The 25,181-nt window shown below is 45.7% G+C and carries 23 protein-coding genes and 2 riboswitches; of the genes, 4 read left to right on the forward strand and 19 right to left on the reverse strand.

What is annotated here, in order from left to right:
* Positions 1 to 15: 15 nt before the first annotated feature.
* Entirely contained in the window at positions 16 to 1,890 is a 1,875-nt protein-coding gene (gene asnB, locus J0B03_RS03465; protein WP_207300479.1) for an asparagine synthase (glutamine-hydrolyzing), read from the reverse strand.
* Positions 1,891 to 2,074: 184 nt separating this feature from the next.
* On the reverse strand, positions 2,075 to 2,587 hold the full coding sequence (locus J0B03_RS03470) for a thioredoxin family protein (protein ID WP_207300480.1): 513 nt from the start codon (positions 2,585 to 2,587) through the stop codon (positions 2,075 to 2,077).
* Between the two features lie 90 nt (positions 2,588 to 2,677).
* A riboswitch (cobalamin riboswitch) is annotated at positions 2,678 to 2,856 on the forward strand.
* A 221-nt stretch (positions 2,857 to 3,077) separates the two neighbouring features.
* Here J0B03_RS03470 and J0B03_RS03475 point away from each other — a divergent pair.
* Positions 3,078 to 3,482: a pyridoxamine 5'-phosphate oxidase family protein gene (locus J0B03_RS03475; protein ID WP_207300481.1), complete on the forward strand. Its 405-nt coding sequence runs from the start codon at positions 3,078 to 3,080 to the stop codon at positions 3,480 to 3,482.
* 71 nt (positions 3,483 to 3,553) lie between these two features.
* On the opposite strand, the gene J0B03_RS03480 is transcribed toward J0B03_RS03475, so the two are convergent.
* Positions 3,554 to 5,992, reverse strand: coding sequence for a glycoside hydrolase family 3 C-terminal domain-containing protein (locus tag J0B03_RS03480; RefSeq protein WP_207300482.1), 2,439 nt, complete (start codon positions 5,990 to 5,992; stop codon positions 3,554 to 3,556).
* 123 nt (positions 5,993 to 6,115) lie between these two features.
* Here J0B03_RS03480 and J0B03_RS03485 point away from each other — a divergent pair, with 123 nt between their 5' ends.
* On the forward strand, positions 6,116 to 6,841 hold the full coding sequence (locus J0B03_RS03485; protein ID WP_207300483.1) for a YidC/Oxa1 family membrane protein insertase: 726 nt from the start codon (positions 6,116 to 6,118) through the stop codon (positions 6,839 to 6,841).
* A gap of 43 nt (positions 6,842 to 6,884) precedes the next feature.
* Here J0B03_RS03485 and J0B03_RS03490 read toward each other — a convergent pair whose 3' ends face one another.
* Positions 6,885 to 8,261 (reverse strand): hypothetical protein, encoded by a 1,377-nt coding sequence (locus J0B03_RS03490; RefSeq protein ID WP_207300484.1) that lies wholly within the window; start codon positions 8,259 to 8,261, stop codon positions 6,885 to 6,887.
* Positions 8,262 to 9,005: an SDR family NAD(P)-dependent oxidoreductase gene (locus tag J0B03_RS03495; protein WP_207300485.1), complete on the reverse strand. Its 744-nt coding sequence runs from the start codon at positions 9,003 to 9,005 to the stop codon at positions 8,262 to 8,264.
* A 158-nt stretch (positions 9,006 to 9,163) separates the two neighbouring features.
* Here J0B03_RS03495 and J0B03_RS03500 point away from each other — a divergent pair, with 158 nt between their 5' ends.
* Positions 9,164 to 9,607: a universal stress protein gene (locus tag J0B03_RS03500; protein WP_207300486.1), complete on the forward strand. Its 444-nt coding sequence runs from the start codon at positions 9,164 to 9,166 to the stop codon at positions 9,605 to 9,607.
* A gap of 341 nt (positions 9,608 to 9,948) precedes the next feature.
* Positions 9,949 to 10,068, reverse strand: a riboswitch (molybdenum cofactor riboswitch).
* Between the two features lie 43 nt (positions 10,069 to 10,111).
* Here J0B03_RS03500 and J0B03_RS03505 read toward each other — a convergent pair.
* The 11 genes from J0B03_RS03505 to J0B03_RS03555 all read right to left on the reverse strand — a co-directional run bounded on the left by J0B03_RS03505 (position 10,112) and on the right by J0B03_RS03555 (position 21,027).
* The gene (locus tag J0B03_RS03505; RefSeq protein ID WP_207300487.1) at positions 10,112 to 11,977 is read right to left on the reverse strand and encodes a molybdopterin-containing oxidoreductase family protein; all 1,866 of its coding nucleotides are present in this window, start codon (positions 11,975 to 11,977) and stop codon (positions 10,112 to 10,114) included.
* A 26-nt stretch (positions 11,978 to 12,003) separates the two neighbouring features.
* On the reverse strand, positions 12,004 to 13,284 hold the full coding sequence (locus J0B03_RS03510) for an MFS transporter (protein ID WP_207300488.1): 1,281 nt from the start codon (positions 13,282 to 13,284) through the stop codon (positions 12,004 to 12,006).
* A 96-nt stretch (positions 13,285 to 13,380) separates the two neighbouring features.
* Positions 13,381 to 13,530 carry a hypothetical protein gene (locus tag J0B03_RS03515; RefSeq protein ID WP_207300489.1) on the reverse strand — a complete coding sequence of 50 codons (150 nt, stop codon included), beginning with the start codon at positions 13,528 to 13,530 and terminating at the stop codon, positions 13,381 to 13,383.
* A gap of 94 nt (positions 13,531 to 13,624) precedes the next feature.
* Complete coding sequence (locus J0B03_RS03520) at positions 13,625 to 14,482, reverse strand: glycerophosphodiester phosphodiesterase family protein (RefSeq protein WP_207300490.1); 858 nt, start codon at positions 14,480 to 14,482, stop codon at positions 13,625 to 13,627.
* A 92-nt stretch (positions 14,483 to 14,574) separates the two neighbouring features.
* Positions 14,575 to 15,333, reverse strand: coding sequence for a MerR family transcriptional regulator (locus J0B03_RS03525; protein WP_207300491.1), 759 nt, complete (start codon positions 15,331 to 15,333; stop codon positions 14,575 to 14,577).
* A 95-nt stretch (positions 15,334 to 15,428) separates the two neighbouring features.
* Complete coding sequence (locus J0B03_RS03530; protein ID WP_207300492.1) at positions 15,429 to 16,424, reverse strand: anti-sigma-I factor RsgI family protein; 996 nt, start codon at positions 16,422 to 16,424, stop codon at positions 15,429 to 15,431.
* A complete protein-coding gene (locus tag J0B03_RS03535; protein ID WP_207300493.1) occupies positions 16,421 to 17,095 on the reverse strand; it encodes a sigma factor in 675 nt (224 codons plus the stop codon). Before J0B03_RS03535 ends, J0B03_RS03530 begins: the two co-directional genes overlap by 4 nt.
* Before the next feature lie 124 nt (positions 17,096 to 17,219).
* Complete coding sequence (locus J0B03_RS03540; protein WP_207300494.1) at positions 17,220 to 17,759, reverse strand: nitroreductase family protein; 540 nt, start codon at positions 17,757 to 17,759, stop codon at positions 17,220 to 17,222.
* Positions 17,760 to 17,834: 75 nt separating this feature from the next.
* A complete protein-coding gene (locus tag J0B03_RS03545; RefSeq protein WP_207300495.1) occupies positions 17,835 to 18,356 on the reverse strand; it encodes a thermonuclease family protein in 522 nt (173 codons plus the stop codon).
* Positions 18,353 to 19,909: a PucR family transcriptional regulator gene (locus J0B03_RS03550; protein WP_207300496.1), complete on the reverse strand. Its 1,557-nt coding sequence runs from the start codon at positions 19,907 to 19,909 to the stop codon at positions 18,353 to 18,355. The genes J0B03_RS03545 and J0B03_RS03550 overlap by 4 nt, the downstream gene beginning before the upstream one ends.
* A gap of 128 nt (positions 19,910 to 20,037) precedes the next feature.
* Positions 20,038 to 21,027: a uroporphyrinogen decarboxylase family protein gene (locus J0B03_RS03555; RefSeq protein ID WP_207300497.1), complete on the reverse strand. Its 990-nt coding sequence runs from the start codon at positions 21,025 to 21,027 to the stop codon at positions 20,038 to 20,040.
* A 438-nt stretch (positions 21,028 to 21,465) separates the two neighbouring features.
* Between J0B03_RS03555 and J0B03_RS03560 the strand changes: the two genes are divergently transcribed.
* Positions 21,466 to 22,158, forward strand: coding sequence for a flavin reductase family protein (locus tag J0B03_RS03560; protein WP_207300498.1), 693 nt, complete (start codon positions 21,466 to 21,468; stop codon positions 22,156 to 22,158).
* Between the two features lie 380 nt (positions 22,159 to 22,538).
* On the opposite strand, the gene J0B03_RS03565 is transcribed toward J0B03_RS03560, so the two are convergent.
* The 3 genes from J0B03_RS03565 to J0B03_RS03575 all read right to left on the reverse strand — a co-directional run bounded on the left by J0B03_RS03565 (position 22,539) and on the right by J0B03_RS03575 (position 25,077).
* A complete protein-coding gene (locus tag J0B03_RS03565) occupies positions 22,539 to 23,285 on the reverse strand; it encodes a DUF3784 domain-containing protein (RefSeq protein WP_207300499.1) in 747 nt (248 codons plus the stop codon).
* 138 nt (positions 23,286 to 23,423) lie between these two features.
* Positions 23,424 to 24,401 carry a uroporphyrinogen decarboxylase family protein gene (locus J0B03_RS03570; protein WP_207300500.1) on the reverse strand — a complete coding sequence of 326 codons (978 nt, stop codon included), beginning with the start codon at positions 24,399 to 24,401 and terminating at the stop codon, positions 23,424 to 23,426.
* A gap of 58 nt (positions 24,402 to 24,459) precedes the next feature.
* The gene (locus J0B03_RS03575; protein ID WP_207300501.1) at positions 24,460 to 25,077 is read right to left on the reverse strand and encodes a cobalamin B12-binding domain-containing protein; all 618 of its coding nucleotides are present in this window, start codon (positions 25,075 to 25,077) and stop codon (positions 24,460 to 24,462) included.
* Between the last annotated feature and the right edge of the window lie 104 nt (positions 25,078 to 25,181).

Below are 25,181 nucleotides of genomic sequence, written 5' to 3' on the forward strand. Positions count from 1 at the left end.
AATCTTTCTTCTAAACTACCCCACCGTAACCCGGTCAAACATTTTGCTACCCTCCAAGAAAGTCCTGTGCCACAACATGAACATGAGCACCGTCCAAATGCGACGGCCAAAATCAATTTCGCCCTTGCGATGGGATTCCAACATCCGCTCCACTTCGGCTTTGATCAAATACTCGTCCGTCTGGCTTTCTCTGATAAGGTCTTTTGCCCAATCGTGCATTTCGTCTCTCAACCAGTGGGAAATTGGTACCGGAAACCCCAACTTCTTTCTCATGGTCACGTGAGGAGGAAGAATATCCTTGAATGCTTCCCTCAATGCATGTTTGGTGACCTTGCCATTCACCTTGTCCTCAGTCTTCAATGTTGCCGCTACTTTGAATACTTCCTTGTCTAGGAACGGAACCCGCAATTCCAAAGAATTGGCCATGGACATTCGATCCGCTTTGTGGAGGATATCCCCTTTCAGCCAGGTATTGATGTCGATGTATTGCATCTTCGTGATTTTGTCGTAAGTCGCCGCTTCTTCATAAAAAACTTTTGTGATTGCTTCATTGTATAATTCTTCATCGAAATTTCGCAGGATCTTGCTCTTCACCTGCTGCGAGAATATGTTGGCATTTCCCACATATCGCCTCTCCATGGGAGTAGTCCCCCGGTACAAAAAGCTTTTCCCCCGAAGCCCCTCCGGCAACTTATGGGAAAGCTGATTAAGAGCGCCTTTTGTCCATTCCGGAATCTTGTCGAATATGCGCAGGGAATTTGGCTCCCTGTAAATGTTGTAGCCACCAAAAAACTCGTCGGATCCCTCTCCGGAGAGGACGACTTTCACATGCTTTTTTGCTTCTCTGGACACGAAATACAAGGGGATGGCCGCCGGATCCGCCAACGGTTCATCCATGTGCCAGACGATGCGGGGCAACTCCTTCATAAATTCTTCGGAAGTGATCACCTTGGTATAATGATCTACCTTTAAAAACTCCGCCGTTTCCCTGGCCAGGGAGATCTCGCTGAATCCCTTGTGCTCGAATCCTACACTGAAGGCTTTCACACCGGGGTGAACGGCTTTCGCCAAAGCAACAATGATGGTGGAGTCGATGCCGCCGGACAAAAAGCATCCCACAGGTACATCACTTCTCATATGGATCCCTACAGAGTCTTCCATGACACGTCGAATATTTTTCACCTTCTCGGAAAACGATTCCATAGTTGGTGCAAATTCGGGTCTCCAATAAGATTTCATCCTGGCGGGTGCACCAGCTTTTTTTAACAGAGTACATCCTGCATCCAGGATATGCACCCCCTGTAACATGGTTTTTGGTTCAGGGACATATTGAAATGTAAGATAATGCTGCAAGGAATCCTGATCCAATTCCCACTTGGTATCCAAACACTCCAACAGGCTCTTTTTTTCGGAGCCGAATATCAATGTTTCCAAGGATTGCACGTAATAGAACGGTTTGATCCCGAAGGGATCTCGGGCACAGAAGAGAACTTCCTCCTGTTGATCCCAGATGGCAAATGCGAACATACCCCGCAAGCGGGTCACAGCACCTTCCCCGTATCGATGATAAAGAGCCAATACCACCTCCGTGTCGGAATGGGTGGAAAAACGGTATCCTTCTTCCGCCAATTCTTCTCGCAGTTCGATATAATTGTAGATCTCTCCATTCAAAACGATCTGGAATCGTCCGTTGTCATAAGACAGCGGCTGGCTGCCTTTTTCCAGGTCAATGATGCTCAAACGTTTAAATCCAAGACACAAGCGACTTCCACAAAAATAGCCTTCATCATCCGGACCTCTGGACTCGAGGATTTGGTTCATTCTTTTGATTTGCTCCATATCTCCACGATCAATGCCTGCGTCCTTCCACATTCCTACAAACCCGCACATTTAAAACGCTCCTTTGCCTCCGTCTATTGTTGATGCAAAATGATTCAGCTTGTGCGTATATTTTTTTCATATTGTTTTCAAAAAATACTAAATACTTAGTTTTCCTATATACTTACGCACAGGGAGCATTATATCAAAAGGTTATAGAATATTTTCTGCCGGACGGTAAATTTTTAGTAACGAGTCACATGGTGAGTGCCTCAATGATTTGGTTCACCACCTGGCCTTTATGCAGGCCCCGTTGGAAAGCGATCCGCATTTCCTTTTGTTCCTTTTCATCTTGTTTTTTTTCTTGTTCCTTCAAAAAATCAGGAGTTTCATAAAATATGATCTTCCAATCATCTTCCTGCAACCATATCACCATGGGAATGCGGGCCTCTTCTTCCAGTTCCTTCATCAGATCTTCATATTTCTCCTGCAAGGCCAAACCCATTTTCAAACCGGGGCTATGTTTTTCCATGTTGTGAAGGGTGGCAGTCACGATCCTGCAATCCGGGCATTGAGGATCACAGAATACCAGGAGTCTGGCATTTAAGGATGCAGAACGGATCCGCTTTTGTTCCTCATCGTTCATTTCCATCTTTTGCAGGTAGTGAAGATGCTTGTCCCGATCTTCGCCTTCAGACAGGTCTACGTATTCTTCGTAAGTGATGGCATCTTCAAAAATCTCCATCAATTGCTTCGTCATATTTGTCATTTTTTATCCTCCTCCAATTTGCATATATATTATTTCATACCCAAAATCCTCATTGACAAAAGAACCCTTTTCCCATATAATCAGTTTAAATTACATAGTGTGTTCTTTGGTTCGATCAGGCGATCGATGAAAAGGGAAGCCGGGTGTAAATCCCGCACGGTCCCGCCGCTGTAACAGAAGAGTTGCGATCCACATGCCACCATTCGTTGGGAAGGCGGTCGCAATGACGACGCTGGAGTCAGAAGACCTGCCAAAGAAAGATGTTTTTGTTCTACGAGAGATGGAACGGACACGCAATCGAAATGATTTCGGGTCGTCTTCTCTTTGTAGAAGGCGATTTTTGTTTGACATTTACTTCCTCAAAGTAATGCAATAAAAGAAGACTCTCTTTTTCCAGCCACTGGACCGGGTGTGAAAAAGGGAGTTTTCCTTTTCATTATCCACTTTTTATTGTAAAATAATATTAAAATATGATTTATAGGAGGATGTTATGAGCGCAGTACAGGAAATCTTTGATTATTTGAAAGCATCAAAACTGTTCTACCTGGCCACTGTGGAAGGTGACCAACCCAGGGTTCGACCCATGGGAGCAATCGATGTTTTTGAAGACAGACTTTATTTTCAAACAGGAAACATCAAAAATGTTTTCCAACAAATGAAAGCCAACCCAAAGGTAGAGATCTGTACCATGGGACCGGAAGGCACTTGGATCCGAATTCAAGCCAATGCCATTCAGGACGATCGTCTGGAAGCAAGGGAACACATGATGGATGCCAATCCGGGATTGAAAAATCGTTATGCTGCAGACGACGGGATCTGCGAAGTCCTCTACTTGGAAAATGCCAAAGCTGTTATCGCTTCCTTTACCGCCGAGCCAAAAGTGATTGAATTTTAATCTGTGAATGTGTGAATGGGGACGGTGACTTTTTTGCAAAAAAGTCACCGTCCCCATTTTTTCTTTTTTTACTAGTCCCTTTTTCTTCTTGCTGCAATGAGCAAGGTCCTCAATCCCTCCAGATACTCCTTGTTTGCCAACTGGACCAACCCTCGTATGGTCAGCAGGGATACGTCCCCTTTACTGGCCATGTTCAGCGTTCGTATGGGAGATTCCTTCACCATGGCATCCAGTGCGTTTTGCATCCCTTCGTTCAGTTCCCCTTCCGGCATTTTCAAACTTTCTCTCTTTACTTTCCACAAAATGGCTTTCCCGATCAAGGTATGTTGCATGTCGTCCATGGTAGAGTTCAATGTAAATTCTTCCACTTTTTCCTTTTTAGTGGCAGAAACCGGGGACCCGTATATTGCCTGAAATGCAGCATCACTGACCCGAAAAGGTTCATTTTTCAAGTGGTGATATTCGGAAGCCGTCTCCAGATCGTAAGGAACGGGCGCATCCGGTTCAGAACTTTCCACATACACTCTTCCTTGTAGCCTCATATCCCTGGATGAGGCACCGATCAGGATCTCAAAAAAACCGGATTCCACGTGCCAGTTGTCAAGGGCTGTGTTGTAATAGGCAAAAGCCCGAAAATCCAACACAAATTCCAGTTCTTTGGCTTCTCCCGGATCCAAGTGCACTTTTTCAAAGCCCTTCAATTCCTTTTCCGGGCGAAAGACAGTGGTGTCAGTATCCCTCACGTACACTTGCACTACTTCTTTGCCGGGTCGATCCCCGATATTTCGAACGGTCATCCGAACCACCAATCGTTCATTGTCTTTCATTTTATCGCACGACAATCTCAAATTTTCATAGGAAAATTTCGTATAACTCAACCCGTGCCCAAAAGGAAACAAAACCTCCTTACTTGCGGTATCGTAAAATCGGTATCCCACGTAGACGCTCTCCCGGTATTGAACGATCTTAGGATCGATGCATACGAAATAGTTGTAGGTAGGATTGTCTTTCAATGCCACAGGATAGGTTTCCGCCAACTTGCCGCAAGGGTTTGCCTTTCCACAAAGAATTTCCAACATGGCAGAAGCTCCCGCCTGTCCCCCGAGATAACCGTTGACCACCGCCTTTACTTCATTGATCCATGGCATTTCCACAGGCGCACCACCTGCAAGGACCACTACCGTGTTGGGATTTGCTTTGGCAACTTCTTGAATGAGCCGTTGGTGGGATGCAGGCATCTTCATGTGTTTTCGATCCAGATTTTCCGCTTCATATTTTTCCGGAAGGCCTACAAATACAACGGCTGCCTCACAGCCAGCGGCAAGTGTACTTGCTTCTTTGATTTTTTCCTCTTCCACTTCATCCGAGTTCCATGTATAACCAGGAGCAAATGACACGTTCCAGCCTTGCTTTTCCATTTCATCCAAGGTGTTCTCCAAAAAGGTAGGATGAAGCATGGAACTGCCCAAACCCTGGTATCTAGGATTTTTCGCCATATCTCCAATGATCGCCGTAGATCTACCAGTATCCAGAGGCAGGAGATCTTCATCATTTTTCAGGAGGACATAAGATTCTCTGGCCGCTTTCCTCGCTAACCTATGATGAGTCTCCTTGTCGTAGGTCGCATTTTCGTCAGCATTGTTTTTGGCTTTTATCAAAATATCTACGATCCGCTCCGCAGTTTCATTCAGCGTATTTTCTAAAACCCTTCCCTTTTTCACACCCCGGTAGATCCTTCGATCCTGCTCCCCATAGGTTGAAGGCATCTCCACATCCAAACCTGCATTCAACGCCCGGATCCGATGGTCCGTGGCACCCCAGTCGCTGACGATGATGCCGGAAAACCCCCATTTTTCTCGAAGCACTTCTGTCATCAAGTATCGATTCTCGCAGCAATATGTGCCATTGACCTTATTGTAGGCAGCCATGACCACCCAAGGCTGTCCTTCATTCAAGGCCATTTCGAAACCGGTCAGATAGATCTCTTGGAGAGCTCTCTGATCCACGATGGAATCACTGACCAAACGAAACCCTTCTTTATTGTTGGCCACAAAGTGCTTCATGGTGGCTCCGATCCCCATGGATTGGATGCCACGAATCATGCCGGCCGCCATTTTACCCGTCAGATAAGGGTCTTCGGATATGTATTCAAAGTTCCTCCCGCATAAGGGAGAACGCTTTATGTTCATGCCCGGGCCCAAGAGGATGGAAACCCCCTCGCTTTTACACTCCGATCCGATGGCCTTGCCGATCTCCTCCAATAAGTGTGGATCCCAAGAACAAGCCGTCGTGACCGATGTTGGAAAACAGGTAGATGGTAGACTGGCCGTCACACCGATGTGATCCGTTCCCTTGATCGTCTTGCGCAGTCCATGGGGGCCATCTGTTGCCATGATGGAAGGCAGACCTGCTTTTTCCACCCCTTGAAGGCGCCAAAAGTCCTGTCCGGAGCATAAGGAGGCCTTTTCTTTCAATGTCATCCTATTCACGATTTCTTTTGCTTTTTCCACTTCTGGAGCCCCCTTTTCTTTCCCTTCAACCGGCACAGACTTCTTGACACGGGTATTCGTATCTTATATCATATGGTGTAGGGTTTTTCTGCCTTACTCATAAAATATGGAAGATGGTGAATCATGGATTCTATACTTAATTTTTTTGGAATGGTCCTCTTATCGGTTTATAATGTTTTTCAACCTTTTGCACTGACCATCGTGATGTACGCGGTTCTAATACGCATTCTGTTTATCGTTGTTTTCACCAAATATTTCGCCAACATCAAACTGGGTCCTGCTTTGCAACCGGAAATCGACAAGATGAACAAAAAATTCAAGAACAATCCGGAAAGAAGAAATCAGGAACTACCGGCCTTATTGATTTCCAAAGGATATTCTCTAGTGGGAAACATCGTCAACTTTGTGATCCATGCTTTATTTGGTCTTGGTTTGAGTCTGACCTTGTTGCAGGCAGACAAATTCCTGACCATTTCTTCTGAGACGATCCCCATGATGCTTTTCAATCTGCCATTGAATCTCTCTCCGGCTGATGTCATGTTTTCCGGTGTATATCCAAGCAATTATTTCCTTTATGCTGCGGTATTTTTTCTGACTGCTACAGGACTGCACGCTTACATCGATAAAATCATGGAAAAGAGGTCCCTGCTTGACACAAAAAAACCGGACACGGTCATCCTGCTCTTGGTCACCATCGGTTGTTTCGTCCTTCCTTTAGGATTCTCCATCTTCTGGTTTATTGTCAAGACATTGGACCTGGTTCATATCATGTTGGTGGACAAATTTTACAAAGTGAACTTGGATAAGATCAACAAGCTTAAAGCTCCGATCCGAAAAAAAGCAAAATAAACACAAAAAGGGTTTGCCGTCAGAGCAACCCCTTTTTATTGTCTTATGCCAAATGAAAAAGGATCCTGCTCTGATAAGTGACACCACCTGTTTCCCAATTGAATGCAATGACCCCGTGTTCCCCGGGCCAATCCTTTTCCAATAAAACCAAACACCCGATCCCTTTTTCTCCTTCTTTGCACTCCAGCATTTTCAATCGAAGTCCTGGAAGCGTTGTGGAAAGATAGACCAACAATCCACCACTGGCAACCTCGCAAATCTTCCACAGACCATCTTCCGATTGTTTTTCCACCCATCCTCTCAAATACTGCTGTTCAGGACCCTTGCGTATGGTGTCTCCAAAATCCTTCTCTATAGCCAGTCGATAAACACCGATTTCATTGCCTGATTGTTCTTCCGATTCTTGAGGGTTTGCACGGGAGGAAAAAACGGTAGCCGTAGCCGCTGCTGCTGCCAAACTAGCCAGCACACCCACTATGATGACTCTGCTTAAGGAAACATTTATCCACTCCGTCGTATCAAAAGCAAAAACGACTTCAGATCTCAGCAAGATAAAAATTCCAAAAAACAAATAGGTGTATTTGTTTTGGATCTTTTGGGCCAATTTGCTTTTGCCCAGGATCAAGCCCAGCGCCAGCAAGGGCAACCCCAAAAGATATCCAGTTTTTCCTCCGATATACAAACTGGCAGGAACTGCCGCAAGAAACCCTGCAGCCATGCCCAATCCCATGCTCCATCCTTGGCGCAAGTCCCTCTCCCGCCAGAAAGATCGAACCAGGGAAGAAAAATATCCTTTTTCATTGCCCATGGCCTTCAACAGACCTGCAGCTGCTAGAAGACCTATGACGCTATTATTCACGTTGTTGTCCCAGGTAAAAAAGTTGAAAAGGATCCAGCTGAGTCCCAGGCCTGCCATGGCCGCGCCGAAACTCCATCTGCCCTTCCATTTTTTATATTCCCATTTCCCATCCTTTGATATGAGTCGGAACAAACTTCCAGCATATACCCCTTTGCCTACGATACCGCCCATCGCACCAATAAATCCACCTTTTAACCCTGCAGTCGAAAAACTCAACCAGGTTATGCCGTGTTGAAATGGGAAGGATATTTGTTTTACCGCTAAAATCGCCAAAATCACCCAAGCCGCTCCCAAAAGATAACCGGGCATGAGCCGGTATGGTGCCAACAAACCGCGAAAAAATCCCCATAGATACTTCCCTGCACCACCGATCAATACAGGGATCAAACCGGGTCCTTTCCCCGGAACAAATCTGGTTTCGCTTTCCAGGATCCTGTTTCTGTTTTCAAAGGGAAAGGTCATCACTCCAGGAGCTTGGATGGCGATGTAATCATATTCCATTGTATGCAACGGCTTCCCGCAAACGGGACAAACCTGATCGATCCGTTTCTTGGATGTCATTTATAAAGATTCTCCTCCGTCTACGATCAATTCTGTTCCTGTAATAAAAGAAGAATCATCACAAGCCAGAAACAAAATTCCTCGTGCGATCTCTTCCGACGATGCAATTCGTCCCAAAGGAATGGTTTTAACGATTTCTTTGATGAAATCTTCATTTCCTTCATTGATTTCCGTATCTGTCAATCCTGGAACAATGGCATTGACCCGAATTCCGTCTCCAGCGTACTCCAAAGCCAAGGATTTGGTCAATCGGATGATAGCCGCCTTGGACATGGTGTAAGCCAGATGGGACGGCATGGGAGTGATCCCCCCAACAGAGGAAGTATTGACAATAACTCCGCACTTTTGTTGAACCATCACCGGGATCACTTCTTTTAATACCCTTAAATAGCTTTTGACATTCACATCCATGGTCACATCGAAATTTTTTTCCAGATCCATTTCCAGCAAAGGTCCCGGCAAGGATACCCCGACATTGTTGACAAGAACATCAATTTTTCCTTCTTTCGCGATGACTGTCGCCACCAATTCTTTTACCTGCTCGTCTACCGTACCATCACATGGAATAAAAAACGCTGAACCGCCTTTTTCCTGCCATTCCTTTTCAATGGCCGCTCCTCGCTCTAAACGGCGTCCGCAAAAATACACAATGGCCCCTTCCTGGACAAAAAGATCCACTGTCGCCTTCCCGATTCCTGAAGTAGCACCAAAAACCAACGCTACTTGATCTTTTAATTTACCCATATGAAACCTCCTAGAACATTTTGGCCTTTTCATCCATTGTATCATGCCATATTGTAAAATGTTCAACGTAATTAAATTTGATATGATTAATAATTTTATCCGTGGGTAGAAAAAACAAGAGCGATCATCGCATCGTGAAATTTAAGGGAGGTATGAACATGGAAAAAATAATGATTCCTATCGACGGATCCGAGTATTCTGACAGAGCGCTTGAAGTGGGCAAAGATCTAGCAGCTGGTTACGGTGCACAAGTAGTATTGTTGCACGTAGTCAGTATAGATATTCCCAACTATGTTGATTTTACAAATGCCGCAGCAGTAGGGGCAACCTTGGACAGTGTCCGGGAAACAGCAGCAGAGCAGGCAAAAGTTATTTTAGAAAAAGGCAAGGAATTTTTGGGAGATCTTTGCTGCGTAGCTACGTTGGAGACCTCCGGCGGCAAGCCGGCTGACGCCATCGTTCGTACGGCAGAGGCAGAAGGCGTAGACATGATCATCATGGGTTCTGCGGGCAGCGGCAGCGCTGCAAAAGGCATCCTGATGGGCAGCGTCACCAACCGAGTTTTGCACAACACTAAAATTCCAGTGCTGGTCGTTAAATAACAACGAAAAGATTTGTATAGAAAAGGGGAAAGCCGTTTGTTCGGTTTTCCCCTTTTAAATTCTATCGGGATGGTTCCCACTAAAGATGACATTTTCAAAGTAGTTGATTTGATCCATGGTCGCCAAGGAACAGGCGGCGGTAGGCTGTCCCTTGGTCATGACATGGATCGAAAAACACACATTTCAACCATCCGACAGCATGGATGCTACTCTTTGCAGGGTTTGAGAGGTAGCAGTGTCGCAAGGCCAAAAGTTTTCATTGCCCGTGCAATTGTGCAAAAAAAGAGCAACGTTTCCGTTGCCAGGTTTGACGTGCATCAATATTGAATAAAAAATTCAATTAAAGATAGCATTTCCATCCTTTCCAAGCACGGGTGGCATCATCGTTTCCTTTGACACCAATAGGTTGTTGCACCATGGACACGTCTTTAGGTTGCAACAACTCGGATGTAAATATGAACTTCCACCCCAATAATATCAATTTTCATATTCCCTGTCAATGCGTTATTCTTTTATTTTCATAACGCTAACAAGGGTTTCATAGTAGGCTGCCTGGTCCCCCTCGTCAGAGTATGCATCTGTGGTGATGGAATTTACGATTCCGCTGTGACTCCAGTATCCTTCATAGATATAGACCAATCCGGATTGCAAATTTTCATCCAGCTTCACCTTGCACCGCAACCTCCCCTGATCGGAAGCCACGACTACCATGTCTCCGCTTTCAAATCCAGGCTCGTTCATGTAAACAAGGGGCAGCTCCGTCACGGTGCGAAATCCCTGTGAATGAAGAGACTCTTTGGCATGAGGCGTGATCAGCCGATACTTGCCTTTGCTCCCAGGGTTTTCCGTCTTTGTCTCGATCATGGCAAATACATCAAGAGAGCCCTCCAACCATTGCAACTTTCGGTTTTTTTCTTTCTCCGATTCCGGGTCCATCCATCCCGTCGTCTTGAGATCCTCCCATGTCACTCCCTGTGCTTCCAATACCGGCTTAACATGTTGGAATAGAAATTCCTCCAAGCCGACTTTGGGGAAATCATCCAGCCCCAGGGCACCCGCCAACCGCTGAAATAGATCATACTCCGATACCACTTCAGGTGGTGGTGGGACGCATTCCTCTGTAAACTGGAGATAAGGGGAAAACATGGACGTGATCACTACATCCTGGCATTCGAAAACACTGGGTGCCGGAAACACCAGGTCCATTTCTTTCATGGTATCTGTCATAAACAAATCGATGCCCACTTTGAACGGGATCTTCTTTATAGCCTCTTGGACCGCTTTTGTATTTGGCAATTGGACCACCGGATTGGACTTGTCCACCAACAATACAGACCAGTCATCTCTGCTCGACACATAAGTCCCGAATGTGGATTTGACAAAGGTAAGATTTTCACGGACCACATCGTAAGGCTTTGCCAAGGATTTTGATACCCGTTTGTCGGAGAAATGAAAGCCGGTTCCCGGTTTGTTCACGTTGCCTGTCAAATAATGGAGTGCTATAATGGCCTCTACCGCTTTGGCACCATTGGTGTAACGCTGCAATCCATAACCGATATAGGTGATGATCCTTTTATCGCCCGCAAAATGAGTGGACAGACGTTCCAGCTGGGTCACAGACAAGCCTGTCTTTTCTACCAACATATCCATGGAGTAAGACGCCACCATGGCTTCATCTTTTGGAGCCAAATACAGGTTACCCTGTTGGCTCAGGATCTTCACAACAGCGAGGGCAAGTTCCAAATCACTGTTGGGTTTGATGCAGTAATACTCCTCCGCTTCTTTTGCTGTGGCTGTAACTATGGGATCGATGTAGATCATCGGTTTTCCCGCTTTTTTGATCTGCATGTACAAATGAAGATTGGTATCCTTGGCATTTCTTCCCCAAAGAACGATGGCGTCCGCATCGGGAATTTGAGTATGCCGCACTCCGGCATGGATCCCCAGGCTCTTTTTCAACGCAAAGTTACCTGCATCCCAGCAAAGGGAACCCCGATGGGTGGTGATGGGACCCAAATGTTGAAAAAACAGGGATGCAGCGGTTTTACTCAGTCCATTGTGGCCAGAATCCGTAAAATACAAGATGCTTTTCGTGTCCACGCCTCCAAGCTTTTCCGCCAGCATTTTCACCCCTTCCTCCACGGTCAGGGGCAACCACCTTTCGCCCTGCCGCAGCAGGGGCGTTTTCAATCGATCCTGGTCTCTGTGACGAACAAGATGGTCCATTCCTTTTTTGCACAACACCCCACAAGTCAGGGGATGCTCCTTCGCACCAGCGATTTTCTGTATTTCTCCGTCCACTACCGTTACATCCATGAGACACAGGTCAAAACAGTCCAGTGGACAAGTGGCTTTATAACTGCTCTCCATGTTATCCTCCCAGCTCCATTTGGTTGTCAATCGTCCACATCAAAGTGTTCCAATGCAGATTTCTTCGGCTTCGGTTTGGCATCTCCGTGTTTTACCATCAGCATGGTGCAAAAACTAAAAATGGAAAAGACCACCGCATATGGAAACAAGGTCCGGTAGGATATGTTTTCCAGCAGGAATCCGGAAAAAATCGGTGTGAAGATCTGTGCTGCCATGGAAAAAGTATAATAAAGTCCTGTATATTTTCCCACATCGGCACTTTTGCTCATTTCCACCACCATGGGATAGGAGTTGACGTTGATGGAAGCCCAACCTACTCCAGTAAAGACAAAAACCAGATTGATCAGCGGAGAATATTCTACAAAGAAAAATCCTGCAAAATAGGATAATGTCATCAAGGTGATCCCAACAAGAATCATTTTCTTTCTGCCGATTTTGGTAGAAATGATTCCCACCGGCAAAAAACTGATGATGGCTGCTCCCATAGCGACCATAAGGGCATTTGCGAAGCTTCCCCCCTGCAAGTCCCACACGGTAGTTGCATAGCGAGAAAATGCAGTAGTGACCGCATTATAGGCAGTAAACCACAAAAAGATGGAAGCCAAAATGAAATATAAACTTCGCTTCACTTCCGGAGCCATGTCCCCTCCGTTTGGTTCCTTGGATCCCACCTCTTCCTCTTCTTCCTGGTCAACAGACTGGTTCTCTTCTCTCATTTCGTTTTCCCGGATGGTGACTAGAAGCATGACCACTGCAAAAACCATCAAGCCAGCCACGGTGGCGTACACTAGGGTATAATTGGGACTTTCCACTTTCGGAATGAGCAGGCTGATCATTGCCAGGGCGTAGATGGAGCCTACCGCTCCCATGAGATTGATGATGGCATTGGCTTTGCTTCTAAGCGGTTTCGGCGTTAGATCCGGCATCAAGGCCACAGCTGGAGACCGGTATGTTCCCATGGCGATCAGAGCGGCTCCCAATGCAACAAAGAACAACACAAAATTTTTGGATTGGTTGGCCAAAGGTATGATCATCATGATCACGACGGCAAATCCGGTGCCCACCACAATGAAAGGGGTCCGTTTCCCTCTCTTTGTATGGACCTTGTCCGACAAGGCTCCAAAAATGGGCAACAAGAATAACGCCAGCACGTTGTCCAAAGCCATAACGGTTCCGGTCAAGGTATCCCCCAAACCAAACGTGTTCTTCAACATCAGTGGGATCAGGTTGTCATACAGCTGCCAAAATGCACTGATGGATAAAAAAGCCAAGCCTACAAAAAAGGTCCTCTTGTAATTCAATTTCATGGGTCTTCCTCCTCTTTTTCCCTTCGTCGTCTTAAAAACCATCTATATTCATAGTACCATCAGTCCCCTTTTTTTACCATGAAAAAGAACCCCTTCTCAGAGGTTCCAGTGAACGATTTGGATGGATGGAAAAAAAACCAGCAAGCGAAGGATCAAATAGACGAAGGTCACCGAAAAAGCCAGTCCAATGATCCCCAGCAATACCACACATCGATTCTTTTTGCACCAGTTTTTAAGTTTTTCCATCCTCGCAACCCGCTTTCTTTTCCTGTTGGATACAGTTTACCCCTTCCATGTTAAAAGCAAGCGAGAATTTTCTTAAGATCTTCTTAAAAATCCATTAGAAAACCAGCGTGACGTCATCTACGATCAAATTGTCGCACAGATCCTTTACCTCCAGGTATTCGATCCGGTTCTTCACCGTCCAGCCCAGGAGAGGAACCCCTAGTTTCTGGATCTTGATCAGACGGGCATGTTCCGTGTCCTGGATCTCATAGGCTATAAAATTTGGCCTGGAAAGAAAGTTGAACATCAGATTTTTCAACAGAAACTTTTGATATACGGGCAACTCCTCCGCTCCCTGGTATGCTTTTTCGTATTCATTGATTTGGAAATTCCCGGAAAGCTGGCCCCGGACCACTTCTCCGGCATGATCGTGAAACCATTTTACGGAAAAGGGATTGAAGGATTGAATGGCATAAGCTCCTTTATAGTGCTTCAAAAGATCATAAAGTCGTTTTTCCAGGGGACCTATGGCACCATGACTTTTGATTTCAACAAGGATAGGTACCTTTCCATCCACAAGTTCCAACACCTCCCGAAAAAGGGGCACACGCTGATCCGACCCAAGTATTGTTTTATCCTTGAAATCCGAAAAATTCAAATCCTGCACTTCTTCATCATATCCCAGAAGTCTTTTCAACTTTTTGTCATGGATCACTACTACTTTTTTGTCCCTTGTCAATCGAACGTCCAATTCAATGGGGTAGTTTTTTTCCACTGCCTTTTGAAATGCAGCCAGGGTGTTCTCCGGGGCGTTCCCTCCATTATTGTGGATCCCTCTATGGGCAATGATTTTCTCCGTCAGCCATCGGGTCTTTTCATCCGACAACTTCTCCGGCTTGCGCAATTGTTTTCGTCCAAGCACTGCCGATGCACCCAAGCCAAGAAGGCCCATGCCGATGGTACTTTTCTTCATATCAAGCAACTCCTTTCTATTAAAACCAACCTTCTATTCTATATTAATACACGAAAAAAGTGGCATTGCAACATGCCACTTTAAATTAACTCTTATCTTGCGTGTTCCACGATGACATCTCTTAAAAGTTCTGCTACGTCCATCCCGGCTTTTTCCTGATAATATGCTGCAAAACGCTGGTCTGCCACATACATTTCCGCCAGCCCTACATGGGCTTGGGGCTGGTAGGTGGGCCAGCTGAAGCACAGCCATTCCCGATGCAGCTCATATGCTTTTTTTGCAGCATCGGACTTGATGTCCTTGGTTTCCGACAATTCTCGAAGCAATTCGATCAGATCGACTTCCAACTTGTTCATTTTCTCCATGTCTTCCTGGGTCAAGTTCATGAACTTCTTGTTGGATTCGGCCACCGTTTTGTCGCCGTATTTTTCCCGGATCTCTTTTCCGTATTTTTGCTCATTCTCTACCAGTTTTTGCTTTTTGAATCCTTCAAATTTTTGTTTGTCGCTCATGATACTCTCTCCTTTGTGATGTGATATGGTCAATTCTACGGTGGCGATCAATCGCTCGATCTCATCCCGTTTCTCCAGCAAATTTTTTCGATGCTCTACCAAGGCCCCCTCAAAGTCAAAAGCATCGCTATAGAGGAGCTTTTGGATCTCTTCCAGGGGCATGTCCATGGATCGATAAAAAAGGATCTGTTGGAGCAGATCTACTTCTTTTTTCCCGTAGATCCGATAACCGGACGAACTGGATCGACAGGGTTTCAGTAGCCCTATCTCATCGTAATACCGCAGTGTTCTGGGTGTTACCCCTGCCAACTTTGCCAATTTCTGTATGGTATATTCCATCTTTCCCCTCCTGACTACTTCAATATAAACCATGACGCTACGTCAATGTCAAGAAAAAACCCTGAAAAATTTCAGGGTTTTTATCATTAAAATAATTATAGTTCATCGGGAGCCGGTGTCGATTCCGGAGCTAGAGGGGCATCGTTGGATTCACCATTGGCGTTGTTTTCCTGGTTTTGCTGTTCATCCAACAGACCGTTTTGTTCCTGTTCCTGATTTTGTTCCTGTTCCATGTCACCTTGCGGATCCATGATTTGCTCTCGATTTTGGTCTTGATTTTGTTGTTGCTCCTGTTCAATGACTGGTGGGGTTTTTGCTGGAGGTCCGTTGCCGGGTGTTGTTTCCGGTTTTCCCGTTGTCTTCTCCGGTTTGTTTTGGCCAGGTGCATCTGCAGAATTTCCCCGATCCTTGTACTTGCTCATCAGCTCTTTGATGGAAGAATCCATGTTTTCCTGGCTCGGTTCCTGTCCCAGAACATTGACGATGATATTGAGTTTGCCTGGTGTGATTCCCAGTTCTCTGGCTTTTTGGACCATGTCATACCCCAATAATCCTGCAGAAACTTCCGCCTTTACGCCATTTTCTTCCACTTCTTCTTCTACGGCGTTTTCCAATTTACCGGACAAACGGGCTGCTTTTTCTTCATCCTTGGACAATGTAGCCAGATAGATCATTTCATTTTCTCCAAAATAACCTTCTTCGTTGATCTTTTCCACAGTCATCCGGATCGCTTCATCCGCACTTTTGTTTTTTAGTTTCAGTTGTTGGAGCACCATGTCTCCATCGTCGTTTTGCCCTTCGAATCCGATGACCCGTTCAAAGCGGTTGACTTCAAATACGATTCCTGGATTGACATCCAAACTGACATAATAAGCCGGCGTGGTATACACTTTCGCACCGACGCCGAATACCAACAACAACATGGCAGCGGCGGAGACCAGCGCCCCTTTCCATCCAAATCCTTTACTTGTTGATTTCATATCCATCACATCCCCTACTTGATATTTGTCGCCTGCCACATGGGCAAAAGTGCCGTCATCCTTCAACACTACGACCTGATTTTTTTTCTTCTCTACGACGACCGCTTTCATTGTCCCTCTCCTCCATCCCTCGGGATATAGGCTGCCAGATACGGATAATCCCCGGTAAGGATCTCCATTGCAGCTATCAAATATTTACGATGTCTTTCGATGGTTTTTCGGGGTACCCCCGTATTTTTTTCAATTTCTTTCAAGGGTAAAAGTTTGCTGTCCTTGATCAACTCCGTTAATTCCGGATGACTCGTCAAAAAAAACAGGATCTTCTTGCATGCCTTGACCGTTTTATCCGATTTGGGGGATGCTTTGGCCAAATCAGCAAAATCCAGTCCGTACAGCTGAAGTACTTGTGTCAAAGCATCGATCTCATCCCTCAGATCTCTGGACGTTGGATCCGGCTTGTACACCCGAAGACGGTCCAGACTTTCCAATGGCAATTCTGATCCTGATCTTCCTTGTTTTCGAAAATGATCCACCAACCGGTGGTGGATCATTCTCCGGGCAAATGGAAGAAAGGCACCTTTATCCATGTCGTATCGCTGAACCGCTTCCATAAATGCTTCCAGGGCGACAGACCATTCTTCATCTTGTTTGCTCACATATTTTTTGGAAACGCGAACTGCTGATTTCAAAATAAAAAATTCCCACTCCCGAATCAACTGCTCCAGTTTCTCCTTGTTTTTTTCCTCTGCAATGCTCTTGATCCGTTGATCCAATTCTCTCATGAAATGCTCCTTTGTCTTCCTTTGCTCATTGATCGGTTAGCACGATACCATAAAATACGTTTTTCCTCATTGTTTTTTTGGGGTGCTTCAAAAAAAGACCCCCGAGACTGGGAGTCTTGACGCATCAATCCACATAGTTTATATTGTTCAATTCCCCACGATCTCTGCCAAAGCGGTCTCCTGCCTTGTATCCGATCAGAACTCCCACGATGGGTTCAAATCCATCCGGCAACCCCGCTTGCTTGCGAAAGGTCTCTCTTCCAATGACCATGGTAGGGGACATGACGTAGCAGCTACCCAGTCCAAGCCCAGTGGCAGCCGTGATCATATTCATGGCGGAACAGGCTCCATTGGCCCCATTGCCACGTGCCCCTTCCGGCCCGGATACCACGATCAACACCGGAGCATCGTACAAAGGCTCATATCCCGGCAAGGCGATCCGGCTTTTCATGAACTCGTTATCGGAGTTGCGCATCATGTCTGCTACGGTATCATTGATCTTCTTCAATAATTGCGGATTGCGGATCACCGTCAAATGGATCTCTCCGGAAATGGGTGCTTTATTCCCAAATTTCACGATTTGATCCAATTTTTCCTGTTCTACTGGTCGATCCTCATACCATCGGACACTCCTTCTTTTTTCCAGTGCTTCCAAAACGTTCAAATCCATCCCTCCCAAATTTGATCATTCGCTACTATCCTTCTATTACCCTTTTTCCTGGTTATTACACACGTTTCGTCAGTCTGTCAAACCCCACAAGCCCTCTCCATCGGATTTTGCCCGGTTTTCCGCATCCCGCAGCCTTGCTTCAAAGGCTACATCCGGAGGGAACACCACGTGTCTGGCATAGCCTTCTTCCAACAGCTTTTCATTGACAAAAGTTCCGTCGGCTAAATAAATGTAACGCAGCAGACGGTCGAACCGGTCTGTATCTGAAACATCCACATCCATGTACACCGTTTTGCCTTCCAACAATTCCTTGACATATGCCGACGCCTCCGGCCCATATGGCTCCGGAAGGGTATCCGGCTTTACAGATTCCGGGGCATCGATGCCGATGAGTCGCACCCGCTCATCATTGCCGGTGATAAACGTATCTCCATCGACCACTCTTTTTACGTAAGCTTCCTCCATTCCCGCCAGAGAAGGATCCCGTTGCCCGTCGCAACCGGCCCAACCCATGGCAATGGAGATCACCATCAGGACCAGCATCATCCATAAGGGCAGTTTTCGTTTGTTGAGGTTTACATATTTTGTCATGATGAACCCTCCAAAAGACGATAGGACATGATAAGAAAAAGCCTGATATCCGCTTGTTCCAAATCGATTCCCGTCATTTTTATTATTTTTTCCAACCGATAAGGCAGTGTGCTGCGATGGATCTGAAGCAACTGGGAAGTCAGGGTGGCGTTCCTCTCCTGCTTCAGATACACTTTCAAGGTCTCAAACAAGCTGCTGTGATGGATCCGGTCGTATTCTTTCAACGTAAATAGTGCAGGATCTGCCAGTGTTTTTTTTGAAAACTCTCCCATTCCATGGTGGAGCCAATAAGCAAGGGCATGATCTTTGAATTCATGATACCAACTGGTAAAATCTCCATTTTGTCCAAACTCCAATGCGACCCTGGCTTGTTTGAAATAAACCTCCGCATCAAAAATATCGCAAAAAGGATTGGACAACCCCACGTATAAGATCCCCTCCCGTATGATGGTGGAAAGGTGCTTTCTCAAATCGTATTTATCGATCTGACCTACGGTCATGTTGACGATCATGTAGATCTTGTTGTCGTGATAAAAGCTGTAGCTGCCCGGCACCTGGTGCTCAATGCCGTTGCATATGCCGTAAATGGACATTTTCGTCACTTCTTCTTCCGCAAAGGAAAACAAGCCGCAAATATATTGATGATGCACTTCCCATCCAAGCGTTGCGATGGCCGTTTGCAGTGCTTCCACTTCCATCTTGTTTCCTGACAGCATGTCCATGACCATGTTGTTGAAAGGGTGTTCTCCCCTGGAATGGATCCGATCCCTGCGGATCATCAACAGGCTGGCCAGCTCAGCAAAATAGCCTAGTTCATTCAGCTGGCTCTCCTTTATAACCTTGGTCAGCTCGTTGACGACGATCCGACCTCGAAATCTTCCATCGTTCCAGATGTTTGCATAAATGGTACGAAAGTCTGTCAATCCCGACAACCATTCATGACCCCCGCGTGTCACCAATGTTTCCTTGTATTCATCGCTGGTTCGGAAATAATTGATGGAATCCATGTCCTGCATGAATTTCCCCGTCTGCTGGTTGTAGGTGAACATGCTCATTCCCTCTACCCACTTTGGGCAGGCCAGGATGTTGAAATACTCGTCGTGGATAAAAAGGGGATTGCCAAAGTGATCCAACAATACTTGACTGAGATCTTCCACTTTTCCGTCATTGTATAGGATCTGATTGATTTTTCGTTCCAGTGTCAGATAGGTGGAAAAAATTTTTTGAAGTCCATTGGCTGCTTCGGCCAGAGAATAGGACTCCTGGATCACCAGCAAGGATCCTTTGTTTTTCACCGCTTCCGGAAGATCCCGTCCCACGACAACCAGGGTTTCAAACCCACGCATCCAGGCTTCCAACAGTTGATCACTGGTGCAAAGATAAACCAGATCCTCCTGTTGCTCCCCGTACCCGTCATAAAGTCGGAACCCAACCAAATCAACGAAAGACTTCTTACGAAACAAGATGTTTTCCAAACCGTATTCCGACAAACGATCTGCCAGGGTTTGCATGGTGATCTTCAATTTTGGCAAATGGTTTTCTTGAACGCTCATGAAATCTTCCTTTCAAAAAAGAACTGCCTTGACGGCAGTTCTCATGTTGCATATGATTTGGATCGACCTGCATTGTCTCTTTAACTATACCACGGGACGCAAACATCGTCCACGTCCGAAAGCAAGATTTAGAACAACTCTGCGCTGGCTTTGTTGATGGCTTCCGTCACGGCTTCATACACGCCTTCATAAATGCTGTTTGCTCCGCCCATGGTGGTCCCTGGAATGAAATAGAGTTTTCCACATGCCTTGCAAACTTCCAGAGTCACTTCGTCAATGTGTTCTTGTGTCCAGTCTTCCCGATCCACGATCCCATTGTCGATGCCGCCCATAAAGCTGATCTGGCCGCCGTATTTTTGGATCAACTCGGGAATATTGTTGGTACTCATGGCCCCCTGCCAAATGTCGATGCCCATTTCGATCATGCCCGGCACCAGGTTGGCTGCATAGGAATCACTATGATGTACGATCAATTCCACACCATGCTCCTTGTAGTATCCATAGACTTTTTTATAGGCCGGCACGTAAAACTCTTCAAACATTTCCGGGGAAATAAAAGATGCTTTTTGGCTGCCCCAGTCGTCGTGATGGAACAATGCGGTCGGTTTCAAGTATTTGCAGATCTGTTCTGCATATTGAACTTCCCAATCGGCAATAAAGTCGATCAGTTCATGCATCAGTTCCGGTTCTTCGTAGAAGTTCAGCAAGGTCCGCTGCATTTCCATCAAATAGTGGCATTGCTCGAAGATCCCTGGCGCAACAAAAGCTGTGGCAAAATATTCGTCCCTGTCGATGGCCATGGCCTGCTCCACGTAGGGTGCCCAGTCTTCTTCCGGGAAGAGGACGCTGGGTGCCTTCACGGTTTCTTTCCATTTGGTGATGTCTTTTACGACAATGTGCTCAAAGTCATGCACTGGAAAAGGTCCTGGCGTGTTGTCCGGAAAAGATCGGGTGACCCCCCATTTGTTGACCACATTCAATTCCCCTTTTTTCGGATTGGAATTGGAAGCGGAAAACGGATTTACCGCCATCATGGCAAATGCTTCATAGGAGTTCACAAACCGGTCCGGGTTTCCTCCACGAATGGTTTCCAATAGATTTTGCTTCTTTGACAACATACATTTACGACCCCTTTCTTTGTAAAATTGATTTCTTTTATTATTATATCCGTTATGTCGGGCCGAAACAATTATGCAAAGATGCGTAGTTTTTGTACTGCAATTCTACAAAGTGTCGAATAGGGATGGAATGCTCTTATTTTCTCCCGTATTTCTTGTTATAATACTTCAATGAATAGGAATACAGCTCATCTCTGGCAATTTTTTCTTGCTCCTTATTGAAATTTTCTGTCATGATCCAACACATGACTTGACCAGTATCTCCATATTTATCAACAAAATCGCGAATGGCTTGGCGAACTTCTTCTTCTCTTTATTTTCAATGAATTTGCTAAAATATTTTTGGGAAACTCGCTTGCCAACTTTCTTACATCTTTTCCCCAAACTTCCAAAATTACAGGTTATAATATTGCTATAAACCACAAGGGAGGTTTTCACATGTACTATGAAACAGAAAAAGACGACCACCATTTGCCAATGAGTCCTTTCAAGTCCTGTGTCGTACCAAGAGCCATCGGCTGGATCTCCACACAAAGCCCCGACGGCGTAGACAATCTGGCTCCTTACAGCCAGTTTCAAAACCTGACATTCGACCCGCCTTACGTAATGATCGCCATCAACCAAACTCGGGATGGAAAACGAAAAGACACCACCAACAACATCGAGGCAACAGGAGAGTTCGTCTACAACATGGTTACCTACGATTTGAGGGAACAGATGAACAAAACAGCAACCGGCTTTGAACCGGAGGTGGATGAATTTGAAAAAGCTGGCTTGACCAAGTCTCCTTCCAAGCTGGTAAAACCCTTCCGCGTCGCCGAGTCCCCCATCCAGATGGAGTGTGTCTATCATTCCACCATACGGCTTCCCGGTAGAGGAGACATGGGAACGGTGGATGTGTTGATCGGTAAAGTTGTGGCGGTCCACATCCAAGACGACGTCATCGGCTCTGATGGCAAAATCGATATCGTAAAGATCAAACCTTTGGCCAGACTTGGCTACGGAGATTACACCACCGTCGATCACAGCTTTACCATGCTGATCGAACCGGAACGGGAGGACATCACCCCGGAAGAAATGTTTTACGGACTCAGCGGGGCATCTGTCATTAACAGTCGAAAAAAAGAATGAGATGAGAACAAAAAATTCTTAAGGGATAGGATCTAAAATGCTTGACCGCTACCCCTTAAGAATTTGATTCATTAGTCATGTAAACTTCCTTTCTATGGCTAATGATTTTAACAAAGCAGATCTTGTTTTGGAATTCCCCTTTGAAACTTTGATACTGTGTTGCTTTGGTACTTCTTTCACTTTTGCGTACGATTTTTGGTCGTACTTGGGCAATTCGTAAAATGGTGCTTCAACAACGTTTCTCTTTCATCTCAAACTACTACAAACCAATGTTTCACATTCATTCTTTCAAACGCTCGTGAAGATTAAATCTGAAGCTTTTGGGATCTTCCTAACGCCATCTTTCTTTGTTGTTTTTTAGATACCCGGCAATAAATGACTTAAACACCCAAATCCGATTTTTTTTGAAAAATTTCGTAAAGGCTCCTTGTGGATTCCGGATCTTTTAGATTGAAAATCACGATTTGCCCATCCATTCTCACAAAAACATACGGCGCTTTCTCTGTATCAACGAACAGCTTTATTGTTCCGTATTCCGACGTTCGAAAATTTCCTTTTAGCATCGATCCCCACTCGGAACCGTTGGTCCTTTTTTCAATGATGGGCAATTTTTCCAAAAGAGCCACTTCTTCCACACTAGACCAGGAATACGCAGATCCGTAGATCCCCGATATCTCAAATCCATTGGCTCCAGTGTCCACCTGGATCGGTTTGGAAGTCAATTGAAAAACCAACAACACAAACAATGCAGAAACAACCAGGATGGCGTAGACCAGTTTCATCTCTCTTTTTCCCTTTCCCGTCCACTTACCCTTCTTGTCCACCATGTTTCCATCATATCTTTGGGCCTTGATCAATAAATAAGCCGTTGAAAGGAACATGAACGCCACCCAAATGGTAATGACATGATCCACGCCCAATTCACCAAGGATACCTGCCAAGATCATCAAGAGACCGTTGCTGTACATGTACAATCCCATCAACTTTCCCAGTTTTTCCACGTCCACGTTCTTTTTCTTTTCTTTTGACATGGTATTGTAGCCGGATATGAGAAAATGCCATTTCATGATATGAATGCCAAATCCGAGGATCAGAAATAAAACTCCTCCTGCAATAAAAAAGACCATGATCACCCCTCCTGGGATTATTTTACGGTAATTTTAACTAAATGAAAAGCAAAATCCCTCCGGCTTCTGCAGGAGGGATTTTTTTCGCCCAGGGTGAGTGGGACTTTGGCATATAAAAGTGGTTCTTTTATATCGGATTTAGAACAGTTCCTTGCTCATGCGGTCGATCTCTTTCGTTACAGCATCGTAGACACCTTCGAAAGATGACATGGGCAGACCGGAAGTCAGACAAGGAATGAAGTAGTGCTTGCCATTGGTTTTGCAGGTCTCTTCCACAAACTCGGCTGCAATTTCCGGGGTCCATTCCGGGAAATCGATCTGGCCGCTGTGCAAGCCACCCATGAAAGTGATCTTTCCGCCGTATTCCTTGATCAATTTCGGAATGTCATTGGTGTTCATGACTCCCTGCCAGATATCGATCCCCATGTCGATCATAAAGGGAACCAGGTTGGCTGCAAAACTGTCGCTGTGATGAACGATCAATTCCACACCGTTTTCCTTATAGTAACTGTACACTTTCTTGTATGCCGGCAAGTAGAACTCTTCGAACATTTCCGGCGACAAGAAGCTGTTGATCTGGCTGCCCCAGTCATCGTGATGGAACATGGCATCCGGCTTCACGTGCTCAACCACGGCTTTTGCAAAATCCAATTCTCTTTCCACAATAGCATCGATCAGGTCCTTCATGGCTTCCGGCTCTTCGTAGAGCGCCATTAACGCATTTTCGATGCCCATCAAGTGATGGCATTGTTCAAAGATCCCCGGAGCATAAAAAGGTGCTACATACATTTCGTTTCGGTCGATTCGGTCTGCGTGCTCTTTTGCTGCAGCCCAGGATGCGGCATCCATGGGGATCGGCGGAACGGTTACTTGCTCTCTCCACTTGGTGATGTCTTTGATGACGATGTGCTCGTCGTCATGGACCGGGAATTGTCCCAACTGTCCTTCTGGCCATTGCCAGGTGATCCCCCATTGGTCCTTCCAAGTTTCGCCGTAACGAAACTCTACGCCCAACGGCATTTCCATGATGATCTCCAAAAATTCGTATTGATTTACAAAGCGGTCCGGGTTTCCTCCGGTCATTACTTCTTTCAGGTTTTGTCTTTTCGTTAACATGTGGCGCCTCCTCTAAGTGATTCGATTCGTTTTCATGATGCGAGTTTGCCGATGATCGTTACTTCACCAATTCTTTCGCCTTTGTTACTGCACTACCAGCGTCGGGAGCGTATCCGTCTGCCTTGATCTCTGTTGCATATGCCTGGGTTACAGGTGCGCCACCGACGATGACGGTGAATCCGGCATCTTTCAGTGCCAAAGATGTTTCTTTCAATGCAGGCATGGTGGTAGTCAACAAACCAGATGCAGCAACGATGACGGCATTATTCTCTTTCGCAACTTCAACGAATTTATTTGCAGGTACATCCACGCCAAGGTCGATCATGGTGAATCCGGCGCTTTCCAACATCATGCTTACCAGGTTTTTCCCGATATCATGAAGGTCTCCCGCTACGGTACCGATTACACAGGTTCCCAAAGATGTGGATGCGTCTCCGGCCAACAACGGCTTGAGTACGTCTACACCCTTGCTCATGGCTTTTGCGGCGATCAGCATTTCCGGTACGAAGATCTCTCCGGCGGAGAATTTGTCTCCTACAACGCCCATGGACTCGATCATGGCGTCCAAAATCTCTTTCGGCTGTGATCCACCATCCAAGGCTTCCTGGACCAATCCTGCGATCAGCTTGGTTTTACCCTTTGCTACCATTTCTTGAATTTCTGCAACTTTTGACATGGGTACTTCCTCCTAGTGATTTATTGTATGTACAACTTGTGTGTACATGTACAAATTTATCTTAGCTTAAAATTTGATGTTTGTCAATAATTAAAAATTTGTAA

It is taken from the genome of Alkalibacter rhizosphaerae (assembly GCF_017352215.1).
GTDB classification, from domain to species: Bacteria; Bacillota; Clostridia; order Eubacteriales; family Alkalibacteraceae; genus Alkalibacter; species Alkalibacter rhizosphaerae.

What these genes read in the sequence shown, in the direction of transcription:
- asnB (WP_207300479.1), bottom strand. Translation starts at nt 1,890, where the DNA reads ATGTGCGGGTTTGTAGGAATGTGGAAGGACGCAGGCATTGATCGTGGA.
- J0B03_RS03485 (WP_207300483.1), top strand. Translation starts at nt 6,116, where the DNA reads ATGGATTCTATACTTAATTTTTTTGGAATGGTCCTCTTATCGGTTTAT.
- J0B03_RS03470 (WP_207300480.1), bottom strand. Translation starts at nt 2,587, where the DNA reads ATGACAAATATGACGAAGCAATTGATGGAGATTTTTGAAGATGCCATC.
- J0B03_RS03530 (WP_207300492.1), bottom strand. Translation starts at nt 16,424, where the DNA reads ATGAAAGCGGTCGTCGTAGAGAAGAAAAAAAATCAGGTCGTAGTGTTG.
- J0B03_RS03490 (WP_207300484.1), bottom strand. Translation starts at nt 8,261, where the DNA reads ATGACATCCAAGAAACGGATCGATCAGGTTTGTCCCGTTTGCGGGAAG.
- J0B03_RS03515 (WP_207300489.1), bottom strand. Translation starts at nt 13,530, where the DNA reads ATGGAAAAACTTAAAAACTGGTGCAAAAAGAATCGATGTGTGGTATTG.
- J0B03_RS03505 (WP_207300487.1), bottom strand. Translation starts at nt 11,977, where the DNA reads ATGGAGAGCAGTTATAAAGCCACTTGTCCACTGGACTGTTTTGACCTG.
- J0B03_RS03510 (WP_207300488.1), bottom strand. Translation starts at nt 13,284, where the DNA reads ATGAAATTGAATTACAAGAGGACCTTTTTTGTAGGCTTGGCTTTTTTA.
- J0B03_RS03570 (WP_207300500.1), bottom strand. Translation starts at nt 24,401, where the DNA reads ATGTTAACGAAAAGACAAAACCTGAAAGAAGTAATGACCGGAGGAAAC.
- J0B03_RS03550 (WP_207300496.1), bottom strand. Translation starts at nt 19,909, where the DNA reads ATGAGCGTTCAAGAAAACCATTTGCCAAAATTGAAGATCACCATGCAA.
- J0B03_RS03545 (WP_207300495.1), bottom strand. Translation starts at nt 18,356, where the DNA reads ATGACAAAATATGTAAACCTCAACAAACGAAAACTGCCCTTATGGATG.
- J0B03_RS03575 (WP_207300501.1), bottom strand. Translation starts at nt 25,077, where the DNA reads ATGTCAAAAGTTGCAGAAATTCAAGAAATGGTAGCAAAGGGTAAAACC.
- J0B03_RS03565 (WP_207300499.1), bottom strand. Translation starts at nt 23,285, where the DNA reads ATGGTCTTTTTTATTGCAGGAGGAGTTTTATTTCTGATCCTCGGATTT.
- J0B03_RS03475 (WP_207300481.1), top strand. Translation starts at nt 3,078, where the DNA reads ATGAGCGCAGTACAGGAAATCTTTGATTATTTGAAAGCATCAAAACTG.
- J0B03_RS03495 (WP_207300485.1), bottom strand. Translation starts at nt 9,005, where the DNA reads ATGGGTAAATTAAAAGATCAAGTAGCGTTGGTTTTTGGTGCTACTTCA.
- J0B03_RS03560 (WP_207300498.1), top strand. Translation starts at nt 21,466, where the DNA reads ATGTACTATGAAACAGAAAAAGACGACCACCATTTGCCAATGAGTCCT.
- J0B03_RS03555 (WP_207300497.1), bottom strand. Translation starts at nt 21,027, where the DNA reads ATGTTGTCAAAGAAGCAAAATCTATTGGAAACCATTCGTGGAGGAAAC.
- J0B03_RS03500 (WP_207300486.1), top strand. Translation starts at nt 9,164, where the DNA reads ATGGAAAAAATAATGATTCCTATCGACGGATCCGAGTATTCTGACAGA.
- J0B03_RS03535 (WP_207300493.1), bottom strand. Translation starts at nt 17,095, where the DNA reads ATGAGAGAATTGGATCAACGGATCAAGAGCATTGCAGAGGAAAAAAAC.
- J0B03_RS03525 (WP_207300491.1), bottom strand. Translation starts at nt 15,333, where the DNA reads ATGGAATATACCATACAGAAATTGGCAAAGTTGGCAGGGGTAACACCC.
- J0B03_RS03520 (WP_207300490.1), bottom strand. Translation starts at nt 14,482, where the DNA reads ATGAAGAAAAGTACCATCGGCATGGGCCTTCTTGGCTTGGGTGCATCG.